At 62.1% G+C, this 25,613-nt stretch carries 17 protein-coding genes; 9 read left to right on the plus strand and 8 right to left on the minus strand.

The features are described 5' to 3' along the window. Positions 1-55: 55 nt before the first annotated feature. From CH42_RS06335 to brxL, 7 genes are all read left to right on the plus strand, one after another. A complete protein-coding gene (locus tag CH42_RS06335; protein WP_053352373.1) occupies positions 56-253 on the plus strand; it encodes a helix-turn-helix domain-containing protein in 198 nt (65 codons plus the stop codon). Between the two features lie 76 nt (positions 254-329). Further along, positions 330-947 (plus strand): DUF1819 family protein, encoded by a 618-nt coding sequence (locus CH42_RS06340; RefSeq protein WP_053352374.1) that lies wholly within the window; start codon positions 330-332, stop codon positions 945-947. Beyond that, the gene (locus CH42_RS06345) at positions 944-1,552 is read left to right on the plus strand and encodes a DUF1788 domain-containing protein (protein ID WP_053352375.1); all 609 of its coding nucleotides are present in this window, start codon (positions 944-946) and stop codon (positions 1,550-1,552) included. Before CH42_RS06340 ends, CH42_RS06345 begins: the two co-directional genes overlap by 4 nt. Then, on the plus strand, positions 1,549-5,097 hold the full coding sequence (gene brxC, locus CH42_RS06350; protein WP_053352376.1) for a BREX system P-loop protein BrxC: 3,549 nt from the start codon (positions 1,549-1,551) through the stop codon (positions 5,095-5,097). Before CH42_RS06345 ends, brxC begins: the two co-directional genes overlap by 4 nt. 9 nt (positions 5,098-5,106) lie before the next feature. After that, positions 5,107-8,640, plus strand: a complete 3,534-nt coding sequence (gene pglX / locus CH42_RS06355; RefSeq protein ID WP_053352377.1) for a BREX-1 system adenine-specific DNA-methyltransferase PglX — start codon at positions 5,107-5,109, stop codon at positions 8,638-8,640. 81 nt (positions 8,641-8,721) lie between these two features. Continuing rightward, on the plus strand, positions 8,722-11,226 hold the full coding sequence (gene pglZ / locus CH42_RS06360; protein ID WP_053352378.1) for a BREX-1 system phosphatase PglZ type A: 2,505 nt from the start codon (positions 8,722-8,724) through the stop codon (positions 11,224-11,226). After that, a complete protein-coding gene (brxL, locus tag CH42_RS06365; protein WP_053352379.1) occupies positions 11,226-13,355 on the plus strand; it encodes a BREX system Lon protease-like protein BrxL in 2,130 nt (709 codons plus the stop codon). The genes pglZ and brxL overlap by 1 nt, the downstream gene beginning before the upstream one ends. Before the next feature lie 427 nt (positions 13,356-13,782). Here brxL and CH42_RS06370 read toward each other — a convergent pair whose 3' ends face one another. The 3 genes from CH42_RS06370 to CH42_RS06380 form a co-directional block, all read right to left on the minus strand. Continuing rightward, positions 13,783-14,721, minus strand: a complete 939-nt coding sequence (locus tag CH42_RS06370; RefSeq protein ID WP_053352380.1) for a DUF6578 domain-containing protein — start codon at positions 14,719-14,721, stop codon at positions 13,783-13,785. Between the two features lie 74 nt (positions 14,722-14,795). Beyond that, positions 14,796-15,248: a DUF6389 family protein gene (locus tag CH42_RS06375; RefSeq protein WP_075205271.1), complete on the minus strand. Its 453-nt coding sequence runs from the start codon at positions 15,246-15,248 to the stop codon at positions 14,796-14,798. A gap of 49 nt (positions 15,249-15,297) precedes the next feature. Beyond that, complete coding sequence (locus tag CH42_RS06380; protein ID WP_053352382.1) at positions 15,298-16,593, minus strand: hypothetical protein; 1,296 nt, start codon at positions 16,591-16,593, stop codon at positions 15,298-15,300. Between the two features lie 190 nt (positions 16,594-16,783). Between CH42_RS06380 and CH42_RS06385 the strand changes: the two genes are divergently transcribed. Beyond that, on the plus strand, positions 16,784-18,400 hold the full coding sequence (locus tag CH42_RS06385; RefSeq protein ID WP_053352383.1) for an HNH endonuclease signature motif containing protein: 1,617 nt from the start codon (positions 16,784-16,786) through the stop codon (positions 18,398-18,400). 150 nt (positions 18,401-18,550) lie between these two features. Next, a complete protein-coding gene (locus CH42_RS06390; protein WP_053352384.1) occupies positions 18,551-20,404 on the plus strand; it encodes a DUF262 domain-containing protein in 1,854 nt (617 codons plus the stop codon). Positions 20,405-20,469: 65 nt separating this feature from the next. Here CH42_RS06390 and CH42_RS16900 read toward each other — a convergent pair whose 3' ends face one another. The 5 genes from CH42_RS16900 to CH42_RS06415 are packed head-to-tail and all read right to left on the minus strand — an operon-like array spanning position 20,470 to position 25,607. Beyond that, positions 20,470-21,633: a DUF4031 domain-containing protein gene (locus tag CH42_RS16900; RefSeq protein ID WP_053352385.1), complete on the minus strand. Its 1,164-nt coding sequence runs from the start codon at positions 21,631-21,633 to the stop codon at positions 20,470-20,472. A gap of 50 nt (positions 21,634-21,683) precedes the next feature. Further along, complete coding sequence (locus CH42_RS06400; protein ID WP_053352386.1) at positions 21,684-22,247, minus strand: SixA phosphatase family protein; 564 nt, start codon at positions 22,245-22,247, stop codon at positions 21,684-21,686. A gap of 50 nt (positions 22,248-22,297) precedes the next feature. Continuing rightward, positions 22,298-23,437 carry a FecCD family ABC transporter permease gene (locus tag CH42_RS06405; protein WP_156322487.1) on the minus strand — a complete coding sequence of 380 codons (1,140 nt, stop codon included), beginning with the start codon at positions 23,435-23,437 and terminating at the stop codon, positions 22,298-22,300. Continuing rightward, a complete protein-coding gene (locus CH42_RS16705; protein WP_162231070.1) occupies positions 23,434-24,552 on the minus strand; it encodes a FecCD family ABC transporter permease in 1,119 nt (372 codons plus the stop codon). Before CH42_RS16705 ends, CH42_RS06405 begins: the two co-directional genes overlap by 4 nt. Continuing rightward, on the minus strand, positions 24,504-25,607 hold the full coding sequence (locus CH42_RS06415; RefSeq protein ID WP_053352387.1) for an ABC transporter substrate-binding protein: 1,104 nt from the start codon (positions 25,605-25,607) through the stop codon (positions 24,504-24,506). The genes CH42_RS16705 and CH42_RS06415 overlap by 49 nt, the downstream gene beginning before the upstream one ends. Positions 25,608-25,613 lie beyond the last annotated feature (6 nt).

Raw genomic sequence — 25,613 nt, forward strand, 5'->3', positions numbered from 1 at the left:
CTCGGTCGATATCATTTGAGGGACGGTCAGCGGTGGCCGGCGAAGGGAACCGTGGATGACTGAGCCTTGGCTGTCGGCTGACGACATTGCCGCGCATCTAGGCGTGACCAAGGACACGGTCTACACCTGGATCGCCGCGAAGAACATGCCCGCCCACAAGGTCGGGCGCCTTTGGAAGTTCCAGGCCAGCGAGATCGATGAATGGGTTCGCCGCAATGGAGCTGCCGTGTCAGACCAGGCCAAATCCCACTGACGAACAGTTCGGTCCGCAACCATGCCGGTGATCGCCTGTATCCTGATCCACTGCCCAAATTCGAAAGGAGGTCCCCGTGGTCGCTGACCCAGCCGAACGCTACGCGCTGTCGTTCACTAGCGGTGGTCTCCTTACGCGCGAAGCCGCCGTGCTTGCGTCTCTTTATCTTTTAGAGCGTGACTGGGGTCAGGTGCGTAAGATCGCCGTCGAGCGAAACGTCCTGCAGGCGCGCACTTCCTCCTCGAGTATGCGGGTGATCCGCGAGACGGTCCAGCGGCTATCCGTGCTGACAGGCGCCGAGATCACTCTGCTCGCAGACGCTGGCCCGAGTGAGCGACAGGTGCTGATGTGGGCCGCAGCATGCCGTCGGTACAGCCTTATCGGGGAGTTTGCCGAAGAGGTCGTTCGCGAACGGTTCCTGCTGATGACCCCTAGTCTGAGCACTGAAGACTTTGACCGCTTCCTCATTGGCAAGAGCCTGTGGCATCCCGAGCTGGAGGAGCTGAAGCCATCGACGAGTAAGAGACTGCGTCAGAACGTGTTCCGGATGCTGCAAGACGCCGGACTCCGAGCGGAGAGCGGGACGCTCGTTCCTGCAGTGATGTCGGAACGTGTCATTGAGGTTTTGAGTAGGCGCACCCCAAGTGACATCCGATTCTTCCCGACGACAACATCCGCAGGGGCCGAACAATGACAGAGACGAACCGCAGCGTGCAGAGCGACGAGAAGCACGTCTATGACGTGCTTCGGAGTGAGCGATTCCTGAAGATGGAGGGGCTTTCGAAAGAGGTCCCCTTCTTTATCTATCACTTCCCACCTGCGTGGACGCACGATGTTGTGAGCATGCGCGACCGGGTGCGGACGAAGCTCCAGAGCGACGACGGCCTCACGGTCGCCCAGATTGATTTGTACGATCTCGCCGTTGAGCTCCTCACTGAGCGTGGCGTCTGGGAGCGAGTCATCGACTTGGAACCCACGATGGACAAGGACGAGTTCCGCGAAGTACTGCAGGGGATGCTCGACCCGCATGATCACATCGCACCCGCCATTCGCGCTCGCTTGCAGAACCATCCGAGCGACATCGTCTTCCTCGCCGGGCTTGGTGAGGTCTTCCCCTTCATCCGCACTCACACGGTGCTGGAGAACTTGCAGAGCGTTGTGGTGGGACTGCCGATGCTTGCGTGGTTCCCTGGCACGTACGAGTTCACACAGACGGCTGGCCATCAATTGCGCGCGCTGAATCTCAGCGCCAGTGACAGCTACTACCGGGCCAAAGACATTCTGGAGCAAGAAGCATGAGTGCAACTGTGATCAATGAGATCTTCGCGAAGCCGATCGGCCGTGCGATTGAGGGCGTTATCAAGGCGGATGACACCTCGCACCTCGCGACCGAGGTCGAGGAGTATGTTCTCACGAATGAAGCCGCCAAAGGCCTTGATCATGTACTCGAGGCCTACACGAACTACACGAATGCTAACGGCGTGTGGATCTCGGGCTTCTTCGGATCTGGTAAATCGCACCTGCTGAAGATGCTGGCGCATTTGCTCGGGAACATTGAGGGCCATGATTATCCACGTGCCCTCGTGTCGGAGCAGTTCCGTTCCAAGGCTGACGACGGGTTCCTGCCAGCCCTGATCGAGAAGGCCGATCGCATTCAGGCGCGCAGCCTCCTGTTCAACATCGATCAGAAGGCCACCCTGATCTCCAAGGATCAGAACGACGCCTTGCTGAAGGTCTTCGTAAAGATCTTCGACGAAGCGCGGGGGTACTACGGCAACCAGGGTCACATTGCTCGATTCGAGCGGGACCTTGATTCGCGCGGCCAGTATGACGACTTCAAAACGGCGTTCGCGCGCGCTGCGGGAATCGATTGGGCGCGAGGCCGCGAACAGGCTGCGCTCGAAACAGGAAATATCGACAAGGCTTTCGCTGAAGTGAACGGCGCCGAGAGCTCAGGTATCATCCGCCAGTACAGTGCCAACTACTCAGTGTCGATCGATGACTTCGCCGAAGAGGTCGCGGCGTGGCTTGAAGAGCAACCAGCGGGATTCCGGCTGAACTTCTTCGTCGACGAGGTCGGTCAGTTCATTGGCACGAACACGCAGCTCATGCTGAACCTGCAAACCATCGCCGAGTCACTTGCCACGAAATGCAACGGCCGCGCGTGGATCTTCGTAACCTCGCAGGAAGACATGGAGAAGGTCGGCGGTGACCGGACCAAGCAGCAGGCGAACGACTTCTCCAAGATTCAAGCTCGCTTCAAGAACCGGCTCAAGCTCACTAGCCAGGACGTCGAAGAGGTCATCCGCAAGCGTCTCCTCGCAAAGACGGATGCCGCTGCCGGTGAAGTCGCTACGGTGTACGACGCCGAGCACGCGAACTTCAAGACACTTTTCGACTTCGTCGAAGGTCGCCACTACCCGAACTATCGCGACGAGTCACGCTTCGTCGGTACGTACCCATTCGTGACGTACCAGTTCCCGCTCTTTCAAGCCGCGATCGAGGGCATCAGCGACCACAACATCTTCGAAGGACGCAACAGCTCCGTCGGTGAGCGGTCGATGCTCGGCGTCGTGCAACAGGTCGCAACTCACCTTGCCGATCGTCCGCTCGGATCCTTGGCATCGTTTGACCAGATGTTCGAGGGCATCCGTGCCTCACTGAAGTCTGCAAATCAGCGGGCGATTATCAACGCCGAGAGCGCTACCGGGAGCGGCAAGCTCAGTGCGCTCGCAGTGCGCCTCTTGAAAGCACTGTTTTTGGTCAAGTACGTCGACAGCTTCAAGGCCACAGCTCGCAACCTCACCGTCTTGGTCTACGACCGATTCGGTACAGATCTCATCCAGCTTGGCAAGGACGTCAACGAAGCCCTCAACGCACTCGAAGCGCAGACGTACATTCAGCGCAACGGCGACCTGTACGACTACCTGACGAACGAAGAGCAGAAGATCGAGCAGGAGATCAAGGATGTCGACATCGATAACTCGGAAGTCTCCGCGAAGCTTAACAAGCTTCTTTCAGAGTCGGTCGTGAAGGCAACAAAGACCGTCGCGAAGAACGGTCAGAATTTCTCATTCGGGTACAAACTTGATGGCACCCCGTATGGCAAGCAGCACGAGCTGGCGCTGCACTTCACTAGCCCCGAGACTGAGTTCAGCCTGGACCAGATCAAAGCGCACAGCGCGGGCCTCGATGAACTGCGCGTTGTTCTCCATGCCGAAACGAATCGGATCCTCGCTGATCTTCGTTTGCTGCTGAAGACCGAGAAGTACGTCAAGCGTGCGCAGGGGTCGAGTCGCACCGCGATCGAAACCCGCATCCTCGGCGAGAAGGGCACCCAGAACGCCGAGCGCGAGAAGGAGATCATCGAAAGGCTCCGCACCGCGGTCGGCAGCGCGACGCTGATCCACAACGCTGCAGTGATCGACGTTACCGCCAGCGATGCACAGACCCGAATCAACGACGGCTTCGCGAAGGTCATTGCGGCCACGTACACCAACCTGAACATGCTGGGCGGCAAGACTTTCAGCGAGCAGAGTCTGAACGGACTGGTAAACCCAGCAGGCGGCATGTTCGACGAGAGTCTCAGCATCCTGGAAGTGCCCGCCGATGATGTGCTCGGGCACCTGGAGATGCGTAGCAAGCGGCATGAGATGGTCACGATGAAGCAGCTCGTCGATAGGTACTCCGCCAAGCCTTTTGGTTGGGACCAGTGGTCAATCGCGGCGGTGGTTGCACACCTCGCCGGACAGTCGAAGATCGAACTGCAGCTCGACGGCAAAACGCTCGCCCGCACCGAGATCACCGGGACGCTGCGCAACACGCAGCGATACCCGAATCTCGTCGTCGCCCCACAACGGGTCTACGACCAGAAGATCGTAAACGCTTTCCGCAAGTTCGTCATCGAGTTCACCGACGACGGAAGCCTCACGAAGGACACTGCCGAGCTTGGCCGTATCGGGAAGGAGCATCTCGATTCCAAGCTCGCCGAACTGAAAGCACTGAGGTCCGGTGCTGCCGCGTATCCGTTCATCGATCAGTTGGACGAGCCAATCCGACTGCTGAGCGGACTGACGGCAAACAATGCAGACTGGTACCTGGAACATTTCAACGAGGCTGACACTACTGCGAATGAGCTCCTTGATGCGAAGGACAACGCGATCGATCCGATCAAGGCATTCCTCAACGGCAACCAGCGCAGCATCTATGACGGGGCGACTAAGTTCATGCAGCTCAACCGTACGAACCTTGCGTTTCTTACGGCGAGCGTTTCGGACGGAGTCGAGACCGCACTCGAGGATCCACATATCTTCCGAGGCAACAGGACGACGCAGCTCGGAACGGCGATTGCCGCACTACAGGCGCAGCTGAACGGCATCGTTTCCATGGAACGAGACGCTGCCATCGGATCGATCAACGACTACTGGAAGCAGGTGCCGGTAAGCGCCGCTTTTGAGGCTGCGACCGAGGCCGCACGTGGGTCTGTGGCACGCAAGGCCGACGCTGCGCGGGCGCGAGTGCAGCAGGAGACGCAGATCCCGGCGATCCGCAATCTCGCGGCGCAGTTCGCCGACACGACCTACCCGGCCATCCTGGACGAGCTGGAATCGACGCGACAGCCGCAGCCGGACCCGGCCCCTTCAGCGGAACCCGGCGTTGAGCCGACATCGCACGGCACCGTCCCTCCGATGCAACCACTCAAACAGAGCATCTCTATCAAGAAACTCTCGCTTCCGATGGCCGGGGGACTGCTCGAAACCGAGGACGACATCGATACCTACCTCGACGAGCTCCGCTCGCTGCTCGTCAACACGATCCACAACAACAAGCGCATTACTCTCTAAGGAACAGGCATGGACACGAAACCCCTAGAGAGCTTCGCGAAAGCCGCACGCCGCGAACTGATCGCCGCGGTCTCGGCGCAGGCGTCGGCAGCGCTCGCCCTCGGATCCGTCGCACGGACTGAACGAGCGGAGACAGTGCGCCGACTCGAAACCGAGATAGCGGCGCACGGCCACGAGCACGTGATCGACAAGGTGGCCTACACCTGGTTCAACCGACTCATAGCACTGCGATTCATGGATGCGAAGGGCTACACAGGCGCGGGGATCGTCTCGCCCGCGCAAGGCCAAGCACACGGACAGCCCGAGATCCTCGCCGATGCGAAGCGCGGAGACATCGATGCTGATGTCGTCACGAGCTCCGCTGCGAGGGGCGCCATTCTCGGCCTGCTCGATGGCACTCGCCGCAGCACCGATGCGGAAGGCGAAGCGTACGCGCTGCTACTCACCGAGTACTGCCGATATTGGCACAAGTCCATGCCATTCATGTTCGAGCGCGAAGGCGATTACACCGAGTTACTTGTTCCCGCGGGTCTGCTCGCCGACGGCGGCATCGTGGCCCGCGCCCGTAACGTGCTCACCGAAGACGTCTGTGACGACGTCGAGGTCATCGGCTGGCTCTACCAGTTCTACATCTCCGAAAGAAAGCAGGAAGTGTTCGACGGGTTTAGCGCTAAGGGCGACGATCGGAAGCTCGCGGGGGCGGCGGAGATCCCCGCGGCCACCCAACTCTTCACGCCGCACTGGATCGTCCGATACCTCGTCGAGAACGCCATTGGCCGGTTGTGGGTGCTCAATCACCCGTCTTCCAGACTGCTAGAGCACATGGACTATTTCATTGCACCCGTCGGTGACGAGATCGAGTTCTTGAAAATCTCGAGGCCAGAGGAACTCACTGTTCTTGATCCCGCTTGCGGTTCAGGCCACATGCTCACGTACGCATTCGATTTGCTCTACGCGATCTACGAGGAGTCAGGCTATGCGCCCTCTGAGATCCCGAGCTTGATCCTGTCTCACAATCTCCGCGGTGCTGAGATCGATCCACGTGCGGGTGCGCTCGCTGCGTTTGCTCTCACAATGAAGGCGCGAGACAAGGATCGTCGGTTCTTTGGCCGAGGTACGAAGGCGAAGATCTGCGTGATTGAGCCGGTTTCGTTCCGACCCGACGAACTCGACCATTTGGCAACGCTCGACAGTGGCGCGGATGTGCGGGAAACATTCTGGACCATTTTTGAAGAAGCCGACACCCGCGGATCGCTAGTTGGGGCACAGTCGGGCGTCACGTCCGACATGGTTGATCGGCTGCAGTCTACGACTGATGAAGCAGGCCTGCTATGGGGTCCAACTCTTGAGAAGGCTCAGACCGTCGTAATGCAAGCGGGATTCCTTGCGCAAAAGTTCGCTGCAGTCGTGGCAAACCCGCCATACATGGGCTCTGGCAATATGGGTGCGTCGCTGACAGAGTTTGTAAAGGCTGAATACCCGGAGTACCGGCAGGATCTCTATGCTTGTTTTGTGCGGAGATCAATGGACTTTGCACATGAGCACGGCATCGTCGCAGCGGTGACTGGAGACACTTGGATGTTCCTGCAGTCGTTTGAGAAGCTGCGTACGGACCTAATTGCGAGAGCATCATTCGCGAGCATGGTTCACGTGCGGGACTCAGGTAACCTGCCATCCAAATTTGGAGCAAACTCGGCCTTCGTGCTTACAGTTGCCGGTGCTGCGCTATCGGAGGCCGTGTTCGTACGCACGTCGGTGACGGGAGTCGACGCAAAAGGTCGTCAGGTGCTTGAGGCCTTGCGGCTTCGCGAGAGCAGCTCGGCTTGGTTTGAATGTTCGACCAATGATCTTGCGAGGATTCCGGGCGCTCCTATCGCCTACTGGCTGCCTGAGCCTTTGAGAGATGGGTTCAGCGCGTACCCCGCTTTGAGCCGGTCAGTCCCGCCAAAGCAAGGCATCAAGACAGGCGACAATGATCGCTTCCTGCGTTACTGGTTCGAAGTTTCGAAGGCATCGATAGGTGATGGTTGCACTAGAGACTCCGCGGCGCAATCGTCGTTTAGATGGTTCCCTTGTCAGAAGGGCGGCCAGTTCCGGCGTTGGTATGGGAACGACGAGTATGTGGTCAATTGGGCACGCGACGGTGAAGAGATCAAGGGTTTCCGTGACCCCGTTACAGGTCGTCAGCGCTCAAGGCCACAGAATCTTGGCTGGCTTTTCAAGGGAGGAGTCACTTGGGGCACAATTTCGTCGGGCCCAAGCTCGTTTAGGTTGAGCCGACCTGGTGCTATATCGGAATCGAAGGGGGCAATAGCATACGCGGCGAGCCCTGCTTTGGCCGCGGCGGCTCTCGGATTCCTGAATTCCACGGTCAGTTCTGCGCTCCTGTCCGCGATATCGTCCACGATAGATTACGGCGAGGGTGCTATCGGCAAGTTGCCGTTCGATGTGAGTCTTGCTGACGGAGAGCTAGTGGATTTGGTTACCAATTGCGTCGAAATCTCCGAGACTGATTGGCAAATGACTGAGACGGCGCCTGGATTTCAAAAGAACGAGTTGGTGACTGCGTCCTTTAGATCGGAAAATCTGGCGGCAAGCGTCGCGGCGGCGCGGAATCAGGCGCTCAGGCGCACTAATGAACTGCGTTCGAGTGAGAGGCTCATTAACGGCTTGGTTGCGTCACACTATCGGCTTGAAGGCGAAGTCGAGATTGATGTTCCATTGGAACGAATTGCTCTCAACGGAAATGACGCATTTCGGTTCGGACGAGATAAGGCACCTTCGGCTCTGGAAGCTCGCAGACACTACGAGATGATGGTTGATCTGGTCGCGTACTCGATTGGTTGCATGTTCGGTCGCTACAGCCTCGACGTGCCCGGTCTGATCCTCGCGGATCAGGGTTCAACGCTTCAGGACTATCGCGCCAAGATTTCATCGCCATCGTTCCGGCCGGATGCTGACAACGTGATCCCGTTCGTTGATGATGGGTGGTTCGAAGATGACATCGTCGAACGGTTCCGTGAGTTCCTGCGGACGGCGTTTGGTGCAGAACACTTCGAGGAGAACCTGCGCTTCGTGGAAGAGTCGTTGGGAGTGAAGACGATGCGCGACTACTTCATCACGAAGTCGGGCAAGTCGAAATTCTACGACGATCACGTCCAGCGATACAAGCAGCGACCGATTTACTGGATGTTCTCTAGCCCAAAGGGGGCGTTCAATGCACTGATCTACCTGCACCGCTACACCCCGTCGACGGCCTCGACGGTGCTCAACGAGTACCTGCGCGAGTATGAAGCGAAGCTTACGGTCGCCCTTCAACAGGCCGAAGTGGCTGCCGTCGGTGGCGGGTCAGTCAAGGATCAGAAGGAGGCCGATCGACTCCGTAGGGTGCTTGCCGAGCTGCGCGACTACGAGCATGACGTGCTCTACCCGATCGCAACTAAGCAGGTTGCGATCGATCTTGATGATGGCGTGAAAGTGAATTACCCGAAGTTGCGTCCAGCGGTGAAGAAGATCGCAGCGCTGGAGGCGAGCGGTGGGTGACTGTGAGCGCGCCCAGACGAAACGGCCGGAGAACGTCACAGACCGTGAAGTCGGTATTGGCCGTGACGACGAGGACGACGAATGAGCAAGACGCCAACCATTGCTGATCACCTCGCGGATCGTTTCGAAGGCGCGCGCATCGTTGTATGGCACGACGCTGACGGCAGTTATACTGACGAGCTCGAAGGTCAGTTGCCCGTCGGGGTCAGGGTGCTGTGCGTTGCCGGCAACGAGTTCGCCGTCAAACATCGAATCTTGCGCGAGGACAAGGTGTCGAAGTTCCTGATCTATCGCACCGGCAGCGTGCCCGAGGGCGTGGGGAACTGGCTGCTGGACATTGAGCTCGCGAACGGCCCGATCTTCACCGCAGACCGCAGCGCGCTTATGGTGGCTACCCTCGGCCTGACTGGACCGGGTGCCGTCGAGCTCGTTGCGCAGCATTCCAGGTTCTTCGGGGACAGCAGGTTGGTGTCAAGGTTCCGCGCACTGCTCTCGCCTGGAGATGACCCGACTGTCGTACGTGCGAAGATGTGCGCGGCGTTGCTAGGGCAGAAGGAGCACAGCTTCTCCGAGCTCACCCGCACGCTACTGATCCAGTACGCAGACGGTAGCGCTGCCGGGATCGATGCCCTTCGGAAGCACGAGCTTGCTGACTTCCATTGGGGCGGCGCCGAGCACATCTACGGTTATGCAACGGAGGCCCCGACTATCGCGGGCTTCGCTCTTTGGATGTTCCAGCGCGCTGCCGAGGGCTTTGACACCGCCTCCTCGAACAAGGCACGAAATCTTGCCATCGACTTCCGCAGCTTCCGTGATTCCAAGCGGAGCGCGCCCGCGATGAAGGTACTTGCGCGAAAGATTGAAGACGACCTCAGCTACAAGGACGTCACTACGCAGCTGCCCTGGGAGACGCTCCAAGACTCAGATGTCTTCGAGGCATCCGAGCGTGAAGTTATCCACCGTCTCGTCGAGAGCATCGTGTCGCAGAGGATGTCGACGCGAGACGTCCTCGACACGATCAGCGCGCGACGCCGCGAAAGTTTCTGGTCCGACGACTACGCGACGCTATACGACGGACTGAGCGCCGCGGCAGAGTTGATCCCTGCGATCCGAACCGCGAAACTCGAGGTCGCATCCTTTGACGACGGGCTGACGCGGTATCGCGATGAGTGGTTTCGCATCGATCAGCTCTACCGACTGTTCACCCATGCTTACCTGACCGCGGAGTTCAAACAGCCGCTCGAAGCGTTGGGTGACCTTGTGGAGAACGCGTACGTTACCGACTTCCTGGCGAAGCTCGGCGCGAGCTGGCAGGCGCAGGTCGACGGGGTCGAGCGTTGGCGCGCTATGAACGTCCCTGCGCAATCATTGTTCTACGAGCACTACGTAGCCAAGGTCCTTAAAGGTCGTAAGAAGGCAGTCGTCGTCGTCTCGGATGCTCTGCGTTACGAGGTCGCTGAAGAGCTCACTTCGAGCATCCGTGGTGAGAACAAGTTCGAGGCCAAGATCGAAGCGATGCTGGGCGTGCTTCCGAGCTATACGCAGTTGGGAATGGCGTCTCTGCTGCCGAACCAGACGCTGGCACATTCGCCAAACGGCGATCCCGTGTTCGTCGACGGGCAGAAGTCAGACGGCACTGCGAACCGGACGAAGATTCTTGGCTCTGTTGGCGGAGCAGCGATCCAGGCTAAGACCTTCATCGAGATGAAGCCGGGCGAGCGCCGAGATCTGTACGCATCCCACCAGGTGCTCTACGTCTACCACGACACGATCGACGCCACCGGTGACAAGGCGGTGTCGGAGCATCGCACATTCGCTGCCGCAGCGGACGCGATCCGCGAGCTGCTCGACATCATCAAGAAGCTCGCGAGCGCGAACGCGACGAATATCTTCGTGACCGCAGACCACGGCTTCTTGTACCAGCGGTCGAAGCTGGCGCCACAGTTCAACCTCACCGTGAAGCCGCAGGGTGAGAAGATCGTGGCTGAGAAGCGACGCTACGTGCTCGGACGAGGTCTGAAACAAGATCCAGCATTGCGCACATTCCAGCCGGAGCAGATCGGGCTTTCGAGCGACCTAGAGGTGCAGATTCCGAACTCGATTCAGCGCATCGTGCAGCCCGGTGCCGGGTTCCAGTTCGTGCATGGGGGAGCGTCACTGCAGGAGATCGTCGTGCCCGTCATCTCAATCAACAAGGGTCGCAGCGACACAGTCGAGTCCGTCAACGTTGATATCCATCCGGAGTCTGACAAGATCACGACCGGGCAGGTCGTGGTGAAGCTGTACCAGTCGACCAAGGTGGAGCCGAACCGGCCCGCGCGGCGGCTGCGCGCTGGGCTCTACTTCGGGGAGCAGCTGATTTCGAACGAGCAGGAGATGACTTTCGACTCGGACAGCGCGGAAGGACGCGACCGGTTCCAACGTGTGACGCTCTTGCTGAGTAAGGACGCCGACAGCGCAAATAACCAGAGTGTTGAGTTCCGGCTGTCGGAACCGATCGAAGGAACCGACCAGTGGAAGAAGTATCGAGGTGTGCCGTACACGGTGAAGCGCGCCTTCGCGAGTGACGACGGATGGGATTTCTGATGAGCGACGACATCGACCTGACCGCAGCCCTGCCTCTAGCGGACGCGGCCGATAGCGAGGTCACGCAGGAGATCGTCCCGGAGAGTGAACTCGACCGGAAGATCAACGAGCATTTCGCTGGCGCCGTTGTTCGCAAGGATCTCGTCAAGGCTGTCAAAGGCAACGCGATCGTGCCGTCGTACGTGCTGGAATACTTGCTCGGGCAATACGCGGCATCCGACGACGAGGCGACGATCCAAGCGGGCATCGATAAGGTGCGGAGCATCCTCGCCCAGCACTACGTGCATCGCAACGAGTCGGAACTGGTCAAGTCGAAGATCCGTGAGAAGGGTCGATTCCGGATTATCGACAAGGTCAGCGTCACGCTGAACGAGAAGGACGACGTCTACCAGGCGTCGTTCGCGAACCTCGGCATCAGCGGTGTGATCGTCGAGGCGAGTACCGTCAACGCGAATCAGAAGCTCTTGGTTGGTGGGGTGTGGGGCCTCTGCGACATCGAGTACTCCCACAACGAAGATGCCCGTGTCGTGCCGTGGATTCTCGGGAGCCTGAAGCCTATCCAGATGTCGAACTTCGACTACCAGGGCTACCTCGAGTCCCGTGCGAAGTTCACCACCGACGAGTGGATCGACTTGCTCATCCAGTCGATCGGCTTCAACCCTGAGACGTTCGGGCGACGTGCCAAGCTGCTGCAGCTCATCCGTCTGATCCCTTTCGTCGAGCGGAACTACAACCTCGTTGAGCTCGGTCCGAAGGGCACCGGCAAATCGCACATCTACTCGGAGTTCTCGCCACACGGCATGCTGATCTCCGGCGGCGAGGTCACCGTACCCAAGCTGTTCGTCAACAACGCCAACGGTCGCCTCGGCCTTGTCGGGTACTGGGACGTCGTGGCCTTTGACGAGTTCGCGGGCAAGAAGAAGCGCACCGATAAGGCGCTCGTCGACATCATGAAGAACTACATGGCCAACAAGTCGTTCTCTCGTGGCGTCGAGACGCTGGGCGCCGAAGCATCGATGGTGTTCGTCGGCAACACGTCACACACGGTGCCCTACATGCTTAAGCACTCCGACCTGTTCGACGAGCTGCCTGAGAGCTACCACGACTCGGCGTTCCTCGATCGGTTGCACTTCTACATCCCGGGATGGGAAGTCGACACGATCCGCAGCGAGATGTTCTCGAACGGCTACGGGTTCGTCGTCGATTACATCGCGGAAGTGCTCAAGTCGATGCGGAACTTGGACTACTCCGATAGGTACCAGCAGTACTTCACGCTCGGCTCGGATATCTCGACCCGAGATCGCGACGGCATCCACAAGACCTTCTCGGGTCTCATGAAGTTGCTCTACCCGCATGAGCAGGCAACGCCTGAAGAGATCGAGGAGATACTGCGCTTCGCGATCGAGGGACGAAAGCGCGTCAAGGACCAGATCCTCCGGATCGACGACACGATGGCCGTCGTGAACTTTGGGTATATGTCGCTAGCCTCGGGATGGACCGCTGTCACGACGCTGGAAGAGGAAGAGTACCCGTCGCACTACTATCGTGGTCGGCCTGTTGTCGCTGGTGTTGAGCCCCCGGCAGAGGCTCCCGCGGTCGTGCCCGACCGCGGGACGTCACCGGAGTCGATACCAGTGGAGCTGTTCCAGGGGCAGCGTGACTTCGTCGAGAACCAGCGAGGCGTCTCCTATGAGAACCTGTTGATGCCTTACCTGCAAGGTGCGGCCGAGATCGAGTTCCATGATCCGTACATCCGCCAACCTCACCAGGGTCGCAACCTCGTGGAGCTGCTGGCTCTGATTGCTGCGGCGAAAGACCCCGCGGACGAAGTCACGTTCAAACTCTTCACCCTGCTCGAAGATGACGCGGAGTACCAGAAGCGCCAACTTCAGATGCTCAGTGAGATCGTGAACGGCGCAGCGCAGCAGGGTATCAAGGTCGACGTTGGGAAAGACCCCGGCGGACACGATAGATGGATCCGTACCGGCACTGGTTGGCGGATCAACCTCGGCCGCGGACTCGACATCTTCCAGAAGTCCGACGGCGGCTGGTTCGACTTTGGGACGACGCGGCAGGAGTTCCGCCAGGTGAAAGCCTTCGGTGTGACCTACATTCGCACGGACAGTTGATGCTGGAGTCCTATGTGAAAGGTGATTGTCGCCCCCTGTAAGGCTAGTCATGAATAAGCTCTGGTTAGTGTCACGAGAATGGTCGTTGGAGTAGTCTTCCGAAGCTCCAAAATCGGCCCACAGTGGCAACAAACAGTTGGTACTTGGGCCTCTGCCAAGGTAATTCCATCAGCAGTCGTTATGTGGCTAGATTTCTGGGGCCGGAGGATTTTCAATAGATCAATCAGCATTTCCTGATCTGGAACGGAATGCCTCCAAGCGAGGAGACGATGCCAGAGAATGCAAAGCATTCGCGAACTTCCGACTGTGAGTTGTAGGGATGAAGCTTTCTTGACTGTGCGCGATATCCCTTGGTGCAGGCATCGAGGGAATGGCACCGGTGTTGCTGGGGTGACCTCAAAGGCTGACACTGAGTAGGCGGCTCAAACTACCACGCCAGATAGTGCACCCCCCCGCGCTGCATGCGCTCGATCTGGTCCATTCGCGCCATCACGACAACTCCGGTGCCGGTGGCGTTCGCGCCGAGCGGGGTGAAGTGTTCTCGGGCGGTACATTCGCGGCCGTCAGCCGAGCGCACCTGAGTCTCGAAGTACGCGCGCCCGTCGCCGTGATCGACGACCAACTCTGACACCGGCCCGGCCGCCGCCGCTTCGACGAACTCGCGGGCAAGTGCGGCGTTCTCGACGTTGGCGTCGCGCCACCACTCGCCGTCGCCGACGTGCAGTCCGATGCTGTCGGAATCGCCCGTCGTGCGTACCCAGTGCACGGCGGTCGCGCCCTCGCGATGCGGCACGATCGAGAGCGCCGAGCGATCGGAGCCGCGCCTGATCGTCGTCACGTCACCGAAGGTTGCCTCGGCGAAGTCCGCGGCCTGCTCGAGAATCTGGCCAACGGGGTCGAGCATCCGAGCGAGATCGCGGGCGCGGTGGCGTTCTTGGGCTTCTCGCCATTCGCGGGCGCTCGTGCTTTCCACGTAGGTGGGGAGCTCGGTGGAGTCGGGCACTTCGAGTTCGACGAGGTATTCGGAGTGGTGGTGATCTGCCGTATCTGCATCTGACCCCGGGACATTGACGAGACTCGTCACCCGCGGGTGTGCGGAGTCGCGCTCGAATGTCATCGGTTCGCCGGGGACCGCGAGATCCGGATAGGTGATGCCCTGAATCGCAATCACGGTGCCGGCAACCGACCAGTGCGGCACCTCGTCGGGGGTCTCGTCGTGGCGTTCGTCGGTGAAACGGGGGAGAGCTCCCGCGGGGGTGTGTGCCGGATCCGCCGCGACAAGATTCCATCTCATCTCGTCACCGATCGCGAACGCGTCGCCGCAGCAGACCTGCTCCCACCCGCTGACCATGACTTCGATGCGCATGCGTTCGAGTCTACGGACGGGTTGAGTGGTGGCCTGGGTGGGGGGGGTGCAGGCACGGCGGGCCCTGCGTCCCGTCACTGCGCGCGCAGCTCGATGGGGTCGGTGGCGCCGTCGGGGGTTTCGAGCGTCCACAGCTGGTCGGCGCTGGCCTCGGGCAGCAGCTGAGCGATCCACCCCGTCACCGCCGTGAGCACCGCGTGTTCGAGCTCGATGCGCCCCCAACCGCGAGGCGATGGCGGGACGTCGGGATCCCAGCCGTCTTCCGTCCACTCCACGCCGATGATCTGGCGCTCGTCGCCTACGCGGTGCTGGGTTTCGAATACCGACTCTTCGGGGAAGCGGGCCCAGATGTCGAACGGTCCCTCGGCGTCGTCGTCGACGAACACGTCGAGCACGACCTCGGTGAGGCCCGCCGCGCGTGCGGCGTCGGCGACGATCGCGAGTCTGCGTTGCGCGTCGGGGGCCATGGTGTCGAGCACCTCGCGGAGAGCGGCGGGGTAGTGGGCTGGGGTGGGTGCTGGTGGCATGTGGGCAGTGTATGAGATGGCCGGGGTGAGTGGAAAGTGCGTGCGAAACTCAGTGAACTGAACGCTCGGCGTTTTCGCTGCCTGATTCCGGCAACTCGGCCTCCGGTAACTCGGCCTGCGATCGTGATCGTTGCCCGGTAACCCGCTGCGAGACCTCTTCGGCAGCGGCCGCGGCGTTCTGCACCAACGTCCGGCCAAGCCTGCCGACTGCGGAGGCGCCTCCGGCCCCGGTTGCCACCGCTCGATCCTTTGCTTCGCCCACGGCTGCACCCCAGCTCCTGGCTTCAAGCGCCTCCCGGTTCATCTCGATGCCGATACGCCCGTTGAACTCTGAAACATCCTCAGTGATTTCGTTGCGGGCATGCACGACCGACTTCGCCGCGACCGGGTGCAGAATCACGTGCGTGTTCGCGACGTCAGCGGCGGCATCCATCCTTTCTAGAAGACGTTCAGTCGTCGTGGCAATGAGATCGCGGCGACGCGCTCGACCTGCGCGGATAGCTTCTCGGTGTCCGTCCCAATCGTCACTGGACGCGTCCAGAACACGATCGAGTTCAAGCACCGCGAGAGCGTCTTGAAGTTGAAAGCAGCGCGCGAGTACCGCGAGCCATTCCTCGACCTGCTGTTCCGCATCCTCTGTCAGTCGGGCGAGTTCGCCGACCTTGCGCTTCTTTTCGAGCTTCTCGGCGAGGGCGTCTAAGCGGCGTAGCGCGTACGACTGCGTAGTGGCGATGGTCTGCGCAGCACCGTGCAAGCTGGACCAGGTCACCTCGGAAACTCGACCAACATGTTCACGCTTGAACGTCGCATCATCGATCACGAGACCGACGCCGATCATTTCAGCCAGCGCCGCATCCTTCTGAGCGCGCAGTACATCGTCGACTTTCTCGTCGATGATTTTCAAGTACTGTGTGATTTCTTCCATCGTCTGCTGCATTGCCAGCTGCGCCATGATCCCAGCAGCACCCGCGAGCATCGCCGGGTTCGTGAGCATCGAGCCAACGGAGCCCGGCTTCACGAACTCCAGGATCTTCGTGACTTTACCCTTGCTGGTGGTGACGATGGCGCGGCTGATACCTTCGGTCGAGCCTTTCATCGCAGTACCGAGTTTGAGTGCTTTCGCGGATTCCTCGGTCAGTTTCACCCAGCGTCCCGAGTTCGCCGCAATCTGAGAACCCGCTTGCGCAACACTGGAACTCGCATGCAGGGCAGAACTCACGGGCGCGCGGAACGACAATTCCCGCGACGGCACGCCTGCAGCAGAGAGGAAGCGTTCGACCTCGCGAGGGTCGCCGAAGAGGGCGACGCCATCGCCGTCGCTGACCAGCTCGATGTCGTGGCTCACGTTGCTTCTGCTCTCTGAGGTGGAGACACCTCGCAGAACCTACGTTAAGGGCTGACGTTGCAACTTCCAAGGTGTGACGGGTCGTGGAGCGCGCTCAGAATGCGTCGTCCGCGATAGGTATTTTCTTCGTTTCTGTCCCGCTCTATTCGCACGTGTGCTCAATGTCGGTGGCTGCTGGTTGAGTGAACGTATGGCATCCGTCACCATCGCACCGCTTGCATCGCTCTCGCTGAGCGCGATGCCTGACGCGGCTGCGGGTGCTCCGGGCGCCTCCGGGGCGGGCGCTGGCTCGGGTGCGGTGACGCAGATTATGTGGTGGATCGAGCGGCTCGAGCAGCAGCAGCGCGCCCTCGACGCTGCCCGCCTCGAACTGCTGAACGCAGCACTTGAAGCGGCGACTGGTTTGGGCGCTGGCAACGATGCATCCCGTTGCGATGCGGGTTCGCGCAACAGAGAGCTCGAGTATCGGGCACTGCGAGCCGACCTCGCCGGCGTGCTCGGCGCGAGTGAGCGTACCGCCGAATCGCAACTTGATACTGCCTGGCGTGTGCGGCACGACTATCTCGCGGTGCACGAAGCCTTGGCAATCGGCGAGATCACCGTCGGTCATGCGCGCGTGATTGCCGACGCTGGGGTGCGCGTCGGGTCTGGATCCGCCCCCGACGTCGTCGCGCGGCGCTCAGCTTACGAAGCCGAAGTGCTGACGCACGCGCGCGTCGAATCTGTGAACCGGTTACGACCGATCGCGCGCCGCATTGCTGAGCAGCATGCCGTCGAATCTCTCGACGAACGACACCGCGAGGCCGCGCGCGAGCGGCGCGTGATGGTGCACGAGCGTGAAGATGGCATGTCTGACCTCACCGCATACCTGCCGACCGTTGAGGCATTCGCGATTCACGATCGGCTGACGCGTATCGCTCGTGAGGCGCAGCGTGTGGAAGCTGCGCGGGTCGACGGTGAGGCGCAGGATTCGGTGCATGAGGTCGGCGAAGCGCCGGATGCACCCGTGCGGCGGCGCGATGAGGTGCGTGCCGACGTCTTCGTCTCACTGCTCCTCAACTCTGACCTGATGGAGGTCGACTGCTCGAAATCGACCGCCGGGTCGATGCGTGCGCGCGTGCAGGTGATCGTTCCGGTCGAGGGGCTTGCAGGGGTCGCGGCTGAAGTTGGTGCCGGCTTGGGAACGAGCTTCGCGACGAACGGTCGTGAAGGGCGAGGCGCCGAGCGCGATCATGACGTCGCGGAGCTCATCGGTGCGGGGCCCGTGCCGGTTGGCAGCGCTCGAGAAATTGCGGCCGAAACGCCCGTCTGGGAGCGAGTCACGGTCGAGTCCACGACCGGAAGCGTTCTCTCGGTCAACCGATACCGTCCGAGCGAAGAGATGCGGCGTCGACTCGGTGCCCGCGACCAGCACTGCCGGTTCCCCGGGTGCCGGGTTCCGCTTTCTCGCTGCGATCTTGATCACACTGTCGATGCGGCGCTGGGCGGGGCGACCGCCACCGACAACCTGGCGCACCTGTGCCGCGGGCATCACACGCTCAAACATCACACCGGGTGGCTCGTGGAGCAGCGCGATGGCGGCGACTTACTCTGGACGAGCCCGACGGGTCGCAAGATCCCCGACCGGCCACCGAGCCGGGTGAGGTTCGCGCGAGTTCGAAGCGGAGACGACGATGACGGGGACGATAACCCCCAGATAACTGCGGGCGGAGCAAGACGTGCGTTGCAAGGCGAACGACCGTGGACAGGTTTGCCCTCGAAAAACTCGGGCGGGGTGACCGGCCAGGATTCTCAGCATCCTTTTTGACCACGCACTCCGGCCGAAGGAAAGGAGCGCCACCTTCATGCAGCCGGGACCCAGATCGACATAGGTAAACGACGGCGAACACTGGTGTTTCGGTAAGCTCGATGTGCGTATTGGTTTGTGATTCAAATTTCCCGTTTGGAGGGATATCCCGTGGGTTTCCAGGCTCCGTTGTATGAGTTGAGTGACTATTTGAAGCGCACAACATCGGGCAAGATCCAACTCCCTGATTTCCAACGAGGATACAAATGGGAAGACGAACGAATCCGTCAGCTACTCGTCACCGTTCTGAGTGGACACCCGCTTGGTGTCGTGATGCTTCTGAAAACGGGCAACGATCAGATTCGCTTTAAGCCTCGGCCAGTTGAGGGAGCTGAATCGACAGCAACGGTAGCACCTGAAACGCTCCTTCTTGACGGTCAGCAGCGTTTGACTTCCCTGACTCAAGCCCTGACGGGGTCAGGCGTTGTCCGAACGATGGACAGCCGTGGAAAGCTCATGGACCGCAAGTACTACATTGACATCCAGACTGCAATCCAAGGCCACGAACGACTCGATGAGGCGGTGCTCTCGCTGCCGGGCGACGGCGTCGAGCGCACGAACTTCAATCGTGACGTCGTGCGTGATGTATCGACTCCGGAAAAGGAACGCGAAGCCGGACTGTTTCCGGTCAGCCTGCTCTTCGGAGACGCGATGAGTTGGCTGCTCGCGTATCCGGACCGCGATGCACTGATCGCCTTCAACGATCTCATTGTGAAGCCCGTGGGCACCTACAACATTCCCGCGATCGAGCTTGATCAAGAAACGAGCAAAGCCGCGGTTGCGACAGTCTTCGAGAAGGTGAACGTTGGCGGGCTGCCTCTCAATGTGTTCGAACTGCTCACGGCGACCTTCGCTGGCGACGCCGAGTATTTCGCTCAGCACGGAACAGACTTTCGTCTCAATGACGATTGGAAAGTCACACAAGAGATGTTCGCCGTTCATCCCGTGCTTACGGGAATTGAGAATACGGACTTCTTGCAAGCGGTGACACTGCTCGCATCGCGCAAGCGCAACATGGAGCACACTGGCAGTCGCCGTCCAGCAATCACAGCGAAACGCGAAGACGTGCTGAAACTCTCGCTCGCAGAGTACTTGGAATGGGTGCAGCCGCTGCGTGACGCATTCGAATGGGCAGCAAACTTCTTGGCCGATCGTCACATATTCGATTCGCGTTTTCTTCCATATCCGAAGCAGCTCGTTCCGTTGGCGGTTATTCGCGTCATCATGGGGAAAGACGCCGATCTCATCGAACCACGGCAAAAGATCGTGCGATGGTTCTGGTGCGGGATCCTCGGGGAGCTCTACGGCAGCACGATCGAAACTCGGTTCGTTCGCGACGTCGAGCAAGTGCCGAATTGGGCAAATGGTGACACGGGCGCAGGCACGCCCAACACGGTCAACGATGCGACCTTTGTTGAGTCACGACTGCACTCTCTAAGAACCCGAAACGCTGCAGCCTATAAGGCCATCTACGCCCTGCTTTTGGGAAATCGTGCGCGTGATTGGATGGAGGACAAAGCCCTCGACCAAGCCCACTATGCGAATGCCGCCGTAGACATTCACCACATCTTCCCGAAGCGTTGGTGTGACGACCATGGCATTGACAGTGAACATCGAGAAAGCATCGTCAATAAGACCGCGATTTCGGCAGTTACCAACCGCACGATCGGGGGTGTCGCGCCGTCGATCTACCTCTCTCACATTGAACGCAAAGCACAGATCGAGAGCGATCGGCTCGATGTGCTTCTTGAAGCTCACCTGGTTCCTGCCCGAGAGCTTCGAACCGACGACTTCGCGAAGTTTTTCAGTGTGCGGCGTTCCCGGTTGTGCGATCTCGTTGCGGCCGCGATGGGTAAAAACGTGCCCCGAGATGTCGAGGACGGGCTGGCTGCGGAAGACTCGTCCCAATTCGAGCCATCGCGGGTCGCTGAAGAGGTGTCGGAACTCGATATCTCGATCAACTAGCGGTCCAGCACCAGCGCTTCGCCGCGGTGAGTGTGAGTCGCGGCATGTCTCTGCAATGCCCGGAGTCAGTCCCGAAGCGCGGCGATCTCGCGTGCCACATTCGCGCGGGCTCGATGTTCCCAGAGATCACGGGCGGCCTGGGTGGCGTACAGGTGTGGGCGGGCGAGATAGGTGTCCAGGATCGCCGCACGCCCGCGGGCGAAGGCCTCGTCAGGCACGTGGGCGTACTCCACCCGCACAGCGGCCGCGTACTCGGCGTAGCGTGTGGGATGAGATGCGAAGATCCAGAGGTCGGCGTCGAGCAGGTGCGCGAGGGGCGGCAGTGGATCGCCAGCGGCATCCGTGTCAGGAACGGAGACCACGGGCGTCGTCGCGATGATCTGCGCGCGCACGGACTCGATGACGTCGGGAGTGAGATCCGGGAACGCGGAAAACACGGTGTGCGCGGAAGACGGTTCCGTGGCGAGTCGCGTGAGCTCGGTGACGGCGAGGTCGGCGGACTGCTGTTCGTCAGTACGGGGTTCGCCGGTCTGAGTTGTGGGGACCTGGGTGCCACCAGTTTGAGCGGCGCCAGCCTGAGCCGCGCCAGTCTGAGCAGCGCCGTTCTGAGCAACATCGGCCGGCGGCGCGTCTGTCTGAGATGAAGCAGCCGGCACCGCTCCGGTGTACACCGCATCGTGGAACCACGCCGCGAGCAGGGTCTCGGGCGCGATGTGCTCGCCGCGCGACCCGAGATGATCAAGTGCGAGGAGCACGTCTTCGAGATGGCGCTCTGAATGATAGCTGCGGTGCGGCTCGTTCCAGCGCGCCAGAAGTGACTCGCCGAGTGCGGCCCACGCGGGGTGGGGAGGTACGTCCGGGCGATCCTGCGCACGCTGTATGTGTTCGGTTCCGTGCGTGAGCAACTCGCCAAGCAGGGCCCACTCGTCGCGGAGGTACTGCTGCCGCCGCACCGGGGTCACCGCGGCGCGGTCGACCTGCCGCACGCGCAGTCCGGTGTTGCGCAGGCGGTGCACCACCTCGCGACCCGACACCGGCAGCGCGCCCAGCGCTACCGCACGGTCGTAGTTCGCGGCTGACACGTCGTAGTGGTCGAGGTCGAAACTGCGCCGCGGAAACCCGAGCCGCCGGGCGAACGCATGCAGCTCGTCGTAGCTGGTGTCAGAGACGAGGTGGCTCCAGATGGTGCCGTGCGCGGGCCAGGCCGGCGGGTCGATGAGGATCGCCATGCGTTCAGCGTACTGCGGTGGTGGGCGGCTATCGCCGGACGATAGGCCGGTTACGCCGCGGGCGTTTTCGGCGTATCGAGCTCCCACGCATCGGCGACGCGCGAGACGGCGGTTGTCCAGGATTCGTGCTCGAGGTGTTCGGGGTGCCCGTCGGCACCCGCCCCGTGCCCCCAGGTGATGCGGGCGACCGCGCACGTCGGCATCTCGGTGATGCCACCCCCAGTGAGGCGCGCGGCGAGCTCGGAGAGCCCGGGTTCATGAGCGACGAGCAGCACGGTCGACGCGGGGGAGTCGCCGCCGCGATCGGCCGCGGTTCCAGCGGAGACGGCCGCGCCGGTGAGGGTCTCGGGGCTGGCGAGGTAGAGCTCCGGGTCGAGTTCGAGTTCGACGTCGAGCGCGTCGGCGAACACGGCGGCGGTCGTGCGGGCGCGCAGCGCGGTGCTGGAGATCAGGCGATCCACCGGCCCGCCGAGGGCGCGGAGCTGTGAGGCCAGGCGATCCGCCATCACCGGCGCATCGCGCTGCCCGCGGGCATTCAGTGAGCGATCGTGGTCGGGCAGACCCGGGTCGCCCCAGTCGGACTTCGCGTGACGAACGAGAATGAGCGTGACCATGCGGCCAGGATACGGGGGAACACTGGGTGGCGAAGTGCGCACACCACCAGTTACGCTCGGCGCCGGGTCTCGCGGAACAGCAGCCAGATGAGATAGAGCCCGCCGACGCACACGGTGATGAGTCCGACGGGAACCGGACGGTACACCTGGGCGAGCGACAGTGACAGTAGATGCGCGGACGACAGGAGCGCCGCGCCCATAGTCGCCGCCCCCATGAGCGAGACGCCCGGGCTGCGGGTGAGCCGCCGCGCGAGTTGGGGTGCGGCGAGTGCGATGAATCCGATGGGTCCGGCGGCAGCGGTGACGAGCGCCGACGTGGCGACCCCGGCGACCAGCAATCCCGCGCGTGCCCGGCCCACGCTGACGCCCTGCGCGAGGGCGGCGTCATCGCCGAGCTCGAGCTGCCGCAGCGCCGGCGAGAGCACCCCCGCGCCGATGAGAATCACGATCCCGAGGGCGAGCGACGGCACCAGGCTGGGCCAGGTGACGCGCGTGAGTGATCCGGCGCCCCAGAACCCGACGGAGATCGCGTCGGTGAGATCCGCGCGCGTGATGAGGTACGCATTGATTGACCCGAGTAGCGCAGACACGGCGATGCCGACGATGATTAGGCGGAAGCCTTGCACCCCGCGCCGAAACGCGAGCGCGTACACGACGACCGCCGTCGCCAGCCCGCCCACGATCGCGGCGCCCGCGACGATCCAGTAGCCCGATGCGCCGATCCAGAGAATCGTGACGACGACAGCGGTGTAGGCGCCGGCGTCGAACCCGATGACGTCGGGGGAACCGAGCGGGTTGCGCGTCAGCGACTGAAAGATCGCGCCGCCCACACCGAGCAGTGCGCCGAATGCCACCGCCGCGATTGCTACAGGCAGGCGCCACTCGATGATGATCGTGCGCGTGAACTCCTCGCCCCCGCCGAACAGCCCCTCGACGACCTGCGCGGGCGACAACGGGTAGTCGCCGATCCCGATCGCGAGTACCGCGGGCACCACGGCGATGACGAAGAGCACGCTGTGCACCACGATGCTGCGGGTGCGCACGCGCAGCGCCACGACGCGCCCCCAGCGGAGGTCGCGGTAGGCGTACCCGGGGTCGATGGCCTGCGTCTGGGTCGACAGTGCCGGGGCGGCTGGTGCCGGGGCCGTCGGGACCGAGGCGGCTCGTGCCGAGGCCGACTCCGCGCTCACAGCCCGCTCGTCTTTCCGCGCCGCACGAGCGCGATGAGCGCCGGTGCGCCGATCACCGCGGTGACAATGCCGACCTCGACCTCGCCGGGGCGCGCGATGATGCGGCCCAGCACGTCGGCTGCCAGTACGAGTACGGGCGCTGCGACGAGGGTGATCGCCAGGATCCATCGCTGATCGGGGCCCGTGAACCAGCGCACAATGTGCGGGATCATCAGGCCGACGAACGCGATGCCGCCGGTCAATGCGGTCGCGCCACCGGCGAGCAACGTCACCGCGACGATGCCGAGCGCCCGCGTGCGCAGCGGGTGTGCGCCGAGCGACGAAGCGAGGTCGTCGCCGAGGGCGAGTGCGTTGAGCGGCCCCGCCACGATTGCCGCGACGAGCAACCCGGCCCCGAGGAAGGGGAGCACGAGCAGGGCGTCGTCGAGGCTTGTGCGTGCAATTGATCCGACGCCCCACGAGCGGATCGCGCGGAACGTGTCTTCGTCGATGAGGGTGAGAAACGTGGAGATGCCGGTGAGTACCGCCGAGAGCGCGACCCCGGCGAGCACCAGGGTGACGGGCGAGCCGCCGCCGCGTGCGGTGCCGCCGATGAGCGAGACCAGCACCGTCGCAGCGATGGCGCCGAGAAACGCGAACCAGATGTAGCCCGAGATGCTTGAGACGCCGAAGACGCCGACGCCGAGCGTCACCGCGAACCCAGCCCCGGCATTGACGCCGAGAATGCCCGGGTCAGCGAGGGGATTGCGCGTGAGCGCCTGAATCAGCGCGCCCGCGAGCCCGAACGCGGCGCCCGCGGCGATGCCGACGACGGTGCGCGGAATGCGGAGGGTCCACACGATGATCGAGGCCTCGCTCGAGTCAGGATGCCAGAGCCCGCGCCAGACCTCGGGCAGCCCGAGCGGGTTCGCGCCCACGGCGAGGCTGAGCAGCACGACGACGATGAGCGCGCCGACGGTGACGAGCAGCGCGAGCAGGCGGCCGCCGACGCGCTGCCGTGCTGGTGCGGGCGCCTCGGGAGCAGCGGGGGCCTGCGCTGATGCTCGCGCAGGAGTGGTTTCGGAGCTCAGGAGACGGCCTGTTCCGCGAACCCGGTGAGGCGGTCGATGAGCCACGGCACGCTCAGCGCGCTCTGCACGTTCAGGCCCCACGCGAACGCATTTGTGCCGGTGTCGGGGTCTGCCGCATCGAATACGGCCCGCCCCTCGGCGACGGCGGGAACGGCGGTAAACAGTGGCGACTCGGTGACGTACGTCTCGGTGCCCGCGTCGAACGTGCTGACGAGCAAGAAGCCGGCGTCGATCAGCGAGATGAGCTCGCCACTCACCACATCGTTGTCGACGAAGCGTGCCGCCGGCTCGGGCAGTGCGAAGCCGAGCTGCTCGAAGAGCGCGGCGGTGTCGGTTCCGGGAGCGCTGGCGTACGCGACGCCGTACTCCTCTTCGTAGACGATGACGTGCGTCGCGGTCTTCCCGGCGAACTCAGGGTGCTCGGCACGTGCTGATGTGACGGCGTCTTCGGCTGCGTCGACCGCATCCGTGGCCGCCTGCGACAGGTCGAGCGCGGCTCCGAGCTCGGCGGTGGTCTGCTGCCACGACAGCGAGTCGCTTTCGGCGTACAGCACCGGCGCGATGGCGCTCAACTGCTTGAATCGGGTGCGGTCGACCGCATCAGTGGCGTAGAGCGCCACGATGAGATCGGGATCGCTGGCGGCGACCTGCTCAGCCGACACCTCGGCACCGGCCTCCGAATCCCAGAGGGTTTCGATGCCCTCGATGGTCTCGGGAGAGATCCAGGCGTTGCGCTCCACCGTGGACGGCGCGAACACCGGAGTACCCCCGAGCGCAATGAGCGCATCGGTGTCGATCGTGGATGCTGTGACGATCGCGATGCGCTCGGGGCGCTGCTCGAGCACGGTTTCGCCGAACGGTGTGTCGAGCGTGAGCGGGTACTCGGTCGTGCCCTCGGCTGCGGGGAGCAACGGGGCATCGGGCGCGCCGGAGCCAGAGCCAGCGCCGGTGTCGCTCGATGCGGCCCCGGCGCACCCGACGAGCAGGAGCGTTGCCGCGGCGACGGCGGCGAGACCGGCAAAGCCCCGTCTGCGTCGCGCGGTGCGGGGCGCGACGGGCGACGCGGTACCCGGGGCATTGATCGGTGAGTGGTGCAGCATGTTGGA

It is taken from the genome of Leucobacter musarum subsp. musarum (assembly GCF_001273845.1).
Lineage (GTDB): Bacteria > Actinomycetota > Actinomycetes > Actinomycetales > Microbacteriaceae > Leucobacter > Leucobacter musarum.

Bases quoted from the DNA above. Each gene is read 5' to 3' on its own strand.
- CH42_RS06335 (WP_053352373.1), top strand. From the start codon at position 56: ATGACTGAGCCTTGGCTGTCGGCTGACGACATTGCCGCGCATCTAGGC.
- CH42_RS06345 (WP_053352375.1), top strand. From the start codon at position 944: ATGACAGAGACGAACCGCAGCGTGCAGAGCGACGAGAAGCACGTCTAT.
- brxC (WP_053352376.1), top strand. From the start codon at position 1,549: ATGAGTGCAACTGTGATCAATGAGATCTTCGCGAAGCCGATCGGCCGT.
- pglX (WP_053352377.1), top strand. From the start codon at position 5,107: ATGGACACGAAACCCCTAGAGAGCTTCGCGAAAGCCGCACGCCGCGAA.
- pglZ (WP_053352378.1), top strand. From the start codon at position 8,722: ATGAGCAAGACGCCAACCATTGCTGATCACCTCGCGGATCGTTTCGAA.
- brxL (WP_053352379.1), top strand. From the start codon at position 11,226: ATGAGCGACGACATCGACCTGACCGCAGCCCTGCCTCTAGCGGACGCG.
- CH42_RS06370 (WP_053352380.1), bottom strand. From the start codon at position 14,721: ATGCGCATCGAAGTCATGGTCAGCGGGTGGGAGCAGGTCTGCTGCGGC.
- CH42_RS06375 (WP_075205271.1), bottom strand. From the start codon at position 15,248: ATGCCACCAGCACCCACCCCAGCCCACTACCCCGCCGCTCTCCGCGAG.
- CH42_RS06385 (WP_053352383.1), top strand. From the start codon at position 16,784: ATGGCATCCGTCACCATCGCACCGCTTGCATCGCTCTCGCTGAGCGCG.
- CH42_RS16900 (WP_053352385.1), bottom strand. From the start codon at position 21,633: ATGGCGATCCTCATCGACCCGCCGGCCTGGCCCGCGCACGGCACCATC.
- CH42_RS06400 (WP_053352386.1), bottom strand. From the start codon at position 22,247: ATGGTCACGCTCATTCTCGTTCGTCACGCGAAGTCCGACTGGGGCGAC.
- CH42_RS06415 (WP_053352387.1), bottom strand. From the start codon at position 25,607: ATGCTGCACCACTCACCGATCAATGCCCCGGGTACCGCGTCGCCCGTC.